This is a genomic window from Candidatus Symbiopectobacterium sp. (assembly GCF_020054415.1).
GTDB lineage: Bacteria > Pseudomonadota > Gammaproteobacteria > Enterobacterales > Enterobacteriaceae > Symbiopectobacterium.
The window spans coordinates 1-4,788 of sequence record NZ_JAHWCO010000549.1 but is presented as its reverse complement, the minus strand read 5'-3'; the positions used below and the strand labels follow the sequence as shown (position 1 = coordinate 4,788).

Below are 4,788 nucleotides of genomic sequence, written 5' to 3'. Positions count from 1 at the left end.
GTCTGAGAGACTACGATGCTCAGGTGGGCGAAGCCATGGCCATGGTCAAAGCGCTTAACCTGATCACGCTATCAGGAATGCCGAACAGTATTCGCATCACGTAACAATCGACCCGTATGGGGCGCAGTCGTTACAAGTTCTTATTTATTCAACAAAGCCCCGGTATAGCGCCATTGCCTGAAGCAACATATCCGGAGCGAAATGCGCTACGAAGGCAAACGGTAATCCCAATGCTGCCGCTAACTGCGCGCTGTAGAGGCTGGAACCCAATAGCCAGAGGGGCACCTGTAAGCCTTGACCCGGTACGGCACGCACCACTTGGTCTGGTTGAGCATCAGCAAAATAGCGTTGTAATTCCTGTACATCGCGGGGGAAATCGTCGATTTCCGCATTCTGGTGGCGATGCAGGGCCATCATGGTACGCTGATCGGGCCCAGCGAACGTCCCAAGCCTAAATCGATACGCCCGGGATAGAGTGATTCCAGCGTACCGAACTGCTCGGCAATAACCAGCGGGGAGTTGTTTGGCAGCATGACGCCACAGGAGCTTAGCAGGATGCGTTCAGTGCCGGAAGCAAGATAGCCGATCAGCACCGAGGTTGCGGCGCTGGCGATACCGGTCATGTTGTGGTGCTCGGCTAACTAATAACGGTGGTAACCCCATTTTTCCGCGTGCTGCGCCAGATCGAGCGAATGATGAAAGGCATCTCTGGGCGTCGCTCCCTGTGGGATCGGCGCTAAATCCAGAAGGGAAGAGGGGATATCGTGAGAAAATAGTGTTGTTTGGGTATCGGTTGACATTGCGGCAGGCTCACTGTGTTTTTTTCACAGTATTGCGCACGCCCGCACTTTTTTATATTCAAAACGAGCGATCAGGCGGATCACCGCCCGACGCCAGTCAGGACACCAATTCCAGACCTGCGACGCGTCGCCAGTAGCCGTTACAATCGGCATCTTGCGTCAGGGGCAGTGGTGCCTGACCTTGCTCGTTAGCGCGGAAGCTATCGACCAGGGTCAGCGTATCCAACGACTGTGGCGACAAGCGAACGATATCCACCAGACCTTGCATGGACGCCAGTTGGTTGCCGAGGTTATAGCAATAGCCGCTCTGCGTCTGGATACCGTTGAGCACAAACACGCGCTGGTTTTCCTGCGACAGCATGGCGCGCCCCTGCGGGTACTTGATGCAGCAGGTTTCACACTCATCCTTGGCGCGGTTTTCTGAGCGAGCGGTGAAACAGCGCGCTGAATAAGCCAGCGGCAAGTGCCCGTAACTCAGCACTTCCACCTCGAACTGATGGCGAAAACCGAGCTCATCGCATTGGTCAAGCAGGTCGCTCAGCCAGTCGCGGGAAAGCTCTACCGGCATGCACCAGCGCATCATCCCTTGCTTATGCAACAGACGCAGCGTGTAAGCGTTGTAGCAGTTGAGCGCATGGCCCGCGACAAACGGTAAATGCCGGTCTGCAGCCATGTTCACCGCGCCGAGATCGTTGGCTTCCAGCAGGAATTCCCCGTTCTCCACATAGCGTTTCAATTCGCTGAGTTCTGAGGGCGCCTGAATTAGCGCCAACGTAGACAATACAATTTGCTTGCCGCTGGCGGCGAGTTGTTTCGCCAGATCGAGCCAGTCGCCCACTTTGATGGCGCGCCGTTTACTGCACACCGTTTCACCCAAATAGATAATATCGGTGCTGCTCTGGCTGGCTGCCTGATAAAAGGCTTCCACATCCGTTTTTTGCCAATAGTAGAGGATGGCACCTAACGCATATTTCATACTGTTCTCTTCTCTCACCTGCCGCTTATTGCCATTTTCGGTGGTACGCACCCAGCGTGGTTTGCGTGCCTTCCGCCACTGCCCCGAGCGCTGACATCCACTCCGCACTCGGGGTGAAGGTGCCGGGAGACGCAATGCAACGGTCAATGGCTTGTCGCCAGACGCGGGTGATTTGGCTGACATAGGCCGGACTGCGCTGGCGTCCTTCAATTTTTACTGAGGCAATGTTGGCTGCCATCAGTTCCGGCAGTAACTCCAGCGTGTTTAGGCTGGTTGGTTCTTCCAGTGCGTGGTAACGCTCGCCGCCCACCAGATAGCGACCTTTGCAGAGCGTGGGATAACCGGCATTTTCATCGTCCTGATATCTATCGATCAGAACATTATTCAAGCGCGATTCCATCCCTTTTTCGGTTTGCTGCCAGCGCACAAAACGAGCGGGAGAACAGGCACCGACGGTATTGGGGGATTCCCCCGTCAGGTAGGAGGAGAGGTAACAGCGACCTTCAGCCATGATGCACAGGCTGCCGAACGCGAACACTTCCAGAGGCACCGGGCTGGTACGCGCCAATTGCTTAACCTGATGGATCGACAATACGCGAGGCAGTACGATGCGGTGAACTGCAACGTGGCGCTGATAAAAACGAATTGCTTCTTCGTTAGTGACAGATGCTTGTACAGAGACGTGCCGTTCAATATGCGGATAGCGCTCTGCGGCATACTCAAGCATGGCAAGATCAGCCAGGATCAGCGCATCGGCCCCCATATTGGCCGCCATATCTACAGCGCGCTCCCAGCGTTGATAGCCGTTTGGGTGGGCAAACGTATTGATGGCGATATGCAATTTGCGCTGATGGCGATGCACATAGTCGCTCGCCTCCTGCAACTTCTTGTCCGTGAAGTTCAACCCAGCGAAGTGGCGTGCGTTGGTATCGTCTTTTAGCCCGATGTAAACAGCGTCGGCACCGTTATCAATTGCCGCTTTCAGTGCGGGCAGGTTCCCTGCGGGGCACAGTAATTCCATACGGGTTTCCTCATTCATCAGGCAGCCTGATGTCATGTCAGGGCTGATGCAGGGCGGGGACATGCGGAAAACGGGAATATCAACGCACGACACTTCTTCAACGTTAGGGAATCTTAATTGACCCGCTGGTGCAGAACTTTGATTTAGGCCAGCTTATCGTGTAATGAATAGGGGTTGCTTGCATGCATTACCGAGATTTCCGTGCATAATAATGAAATTATTGACCCGGCATCGCGTCTGCTTTACTGGACTGTAGCAAAATAGTGTGATGAGAAAAGCAGCACATGCGGTGCGCATGGCCTGAGCGGACCCTGCGTTCAGCGGGTGAGTGGTTTGGATTGAACGGTTTGCTTTATAAGGGGTACATCAGTGTTGGAAAAACTACGGGCACAGATTGTGCGTCAAGGTCCGGGCTTGTTAGGTAAGCCTCTGAAGTTCACCCCATTTGCCCTACAGCGGCAGGTGTTGGAGCGGGTACTGAGCTGGCAGTTTCAGCAGGCGTTGGGTGAAGGCGAGCTGTCATTTCTGACAGAACGCTGGCTGAAAGTGGAAGTCCGTGATGTCGGGCTGACCTGGTTTGTGACATTGCGAGACGATCGCCTGGTGGTGAGCCAGCATGAAGTGGAAGACGTCAGCTTCAGCGCTGAAGCCAACGATCTGGTACTGATCGCCGCACGCCGTGAAGATCCCGATACGCTGTTTTTCCAGCGTCGTTTGCGCATTGAAGGCGATACTGAACTGGGGCTGTATGTTAAAAACCTGATGGATTCTATCGATCTGGATGCCATGCCAGCGCCGTTGCGCATTGGCCTGCTGCGTCTGGCAGATTTCGTTGAGGCGGGATTACATGAGGGCGTGATGCACACTGATGATCGCGCGGTCACCACATGTTAGTACGGGTGGAAATTCCGGTAGATGCAGCGGGTATTGATGCGCTGCTGCGTCGTGCGTTTCCCACCTCGGCAGAGGCCGAACTGGTTCATCAACTGCGGGAAGACGGGCTGTTAACGCTTGGCGTAGTCGCGACGGATGACGAAGGCGTGGTGATGGGATACGTCGCTTTTAGCCCGGTGACCATTGCAAAGGAAGAGCGTCAGTGGGTCGCTTTGGGGCCGCTAGTGGTAGATGAAACGTTGCGCCGTCAAGGATGGGGTGAAAAGCTGGTTTACGAAGGGCTGGATGCGCTAAACGAGTTTGGTTACACCGCCGTGGTGGTGCTCGGTTCTCCCGCTTATTATGCTCGCTTTGGTTTTGTGCCTGCCCGGGAGCAGCAGTTGCGCTGCCGCTGGCCTGATAGTGATGACGCTTTCCAGATGTACCCGCTTTCCGATAACCATTTTGAAGGCGTGAGTGGCATCGTGGATTATGCTGTGCCCTTCCAACGTTTTCTGCCCTGAGCGCTTTAGGGAACATCAGCACGTATATAGTCAGAGAGCGTCGTAGGCTGGTCGCGCACCAGCCTCTCTTTTTGCTGCTTGCTCAGTTGCTTCAGGCGGTATTCCAGCCGTAACGCCGTGGTGTGATCCCCCACCTCACAGTGATAGACCAGTGTCAGTTCGCCTTTCCCTCGCAGTGCCTTTGCGCCTTTTCCATCCTGGTGCTGTGCCGCTCTGTGTGCCACATCGCGCGTGATACCAGTATAGAGCGCGCCGTTAGCGGTGCGCAGCATATAGAGTTGCCATTGGGGGCGTGAGGCATCTGTCATGGTTAAGGTGGCGTCTTTATCAGTCACGATAATGGCAGTGTATCTTGAAGCGCTGAATTTAAAAAAACCTTATTTTTTTATATGGTCTTTATGTAACGATAACTTTACTTGCATTGATAATATAACGCTATGCACTTCTTTTTTAGGGTCGTGTATTCAATGAGTTGATGTAGCATCAAACGTAGTACTCGCGTTCGATGTAAGTACCGATGATCCTATCGTGCATTTCGGATGATTTTGAATATCCGGGCGTCTTGCGATTGAGCCGTTGCAATCGGTTACGCAG

The 4,788-nt window shown here is 54.1% G+C and carries 6 protein-coding genes and 2 pseudogenes; 3 read left to right on the top strand and 5 right to left on the bottom strand.

Annotated features, from left to right (window positions below; all coding sequences use genetic code 11):
- Positions 1-104 (top strand): annotated as a pseudogene (locus tag QZ506_RS16225) (IS5/IS1182 family transposase); the annotation flags it as partial.
- Positions 105-159: 55 nt separating this feature from the next.
- On the opposite strand, the pseudogene QZ506_RS16220 reads toward QZ506_RS16225, so the two are convergent.
- From QZ506_RS16220 to QZ506_RS16210, 3 genes and pseudogenes are all read right to left on the bottom strand, one after another.
- Positions 160-800 (bottom strand): annotated as a pseudogene (locus QZ506_RS16220) (MsnO8 family LLM class oxidoreductase); the annotation flags it as partial.
- Positions 801-897: 97 nt separating this feature from the next.
- Positions 898-1,776, bottom strand: coding sequence for a U32 family peptidase (locus tag QZ506_RS16215; protein WP_291972477.1), 879 nt, complete (start codon positions 1,774-1,776; stop codon positions 898-900).
- 25 nt (positions 1,777-1,801) lie between these two features.
- Positions 1,802-2,797 (bottom strand): peptidase U32 family protein, encoded by a 996-nt coding sequence (locus tag QZ506_RS16210; protein WP_291972475.1) that lies wholly within the window; start codon positions 2,795-2,797, stop codon positions 1,802-1,804.
- A gap of 369 nt (positions 2,798-3,166) precedes the next feature.
- Here QZ506_RS16210 and QZ506_RS16205 point away from each other — a divergent pair, with 369 nt between their 5' ends.
- Together QZ506_RS16205 and QZ506_RS16200 are read left to right on the top strand one after the other, a co-directional pair.
- On the top strand, positions 3,167-3,691 hold the full coding sequence (locus QZ506_RS16205) for an SCP2 domain-containing protein (RefSeq protein ID WP_291972473.1): 525 nt from the start codon (positions 3,167-3,169) through the stop codon (positions 3,689-3,691).
- Entirely contained in the window at positions 3,685-4,194 is a 510-nt protein-coding gene (locus QZ506_RS16200) for a GNAT family N-acetyltransferase (RefSeq protein ID WP_291972471.1), read from the top strand. The genes QZ506_RS16205 and QZ506_RS16200 overlap by 7 nt, the downstream gene beginning before the upstream one ends.
- Positions 4,195-4,199: 5 nt before the next feature.
- Here QZ506_RS16200 and QZ506_RS16195 read toward each other — a convergent pair whose 3' ends face one another.
- Together QZ506_RS16195 and QZ506_RS16190 are read right to left on the bottom strand one after the other, a co-directional pair.
- Positions 4,200-4,502 (bottom strand): GIY-YIG nuclease family protein, encoded by a 303-nt coding sequence (locus QZ506_RS16195; RefSeq protein ID WP_291972481.1) that lies wholly within the window; start codon positions 4,500-4,502, stop codon positions 4,200-4,202.
- 175 nt (positions 4,503-4,677) lie between these two features.
- The coding region (locus tag QZ506_RS16190; protein ID WP_291972479.1) for an IS1 family transposase at positions 4,678-4,788 on the bottom strand (111 nt) is incomplete at its 5' end.

Excerpts from the sequence above, each read along its gene's own strand:
- QZ506_RS16215 (WP_291972477.1), bottom strand. The coding sequence starts at position 1,776 with ATGAAATATGCGTTAGGTGCCATCCTCTACTATTGGCAAAAAACGGAT.
- QZ506_RS16200 (WP_291972471.1), top strand. The coding sequence starts at position 3,685 with ATGTTAGTACGGGTGGAAATTCCGGTAGATGCAGCGGGTATTGATGCG.
- QZ506_RS16195 (WP_291972481.1), bottom strand. The coding sequence starts at position 4,502 with ATGACAGATGCCTCACGCCCCCAATGGCAACTCTATATGCTGCGCACC.
- QZ506_RS16210 (WP_291972475.1), bottom strand. The coding sequence starts at position 2,797 with ATGGAATTACTGTGCCCCGCAGGGAACCTGCCCGCACTGAAAGCGGCA.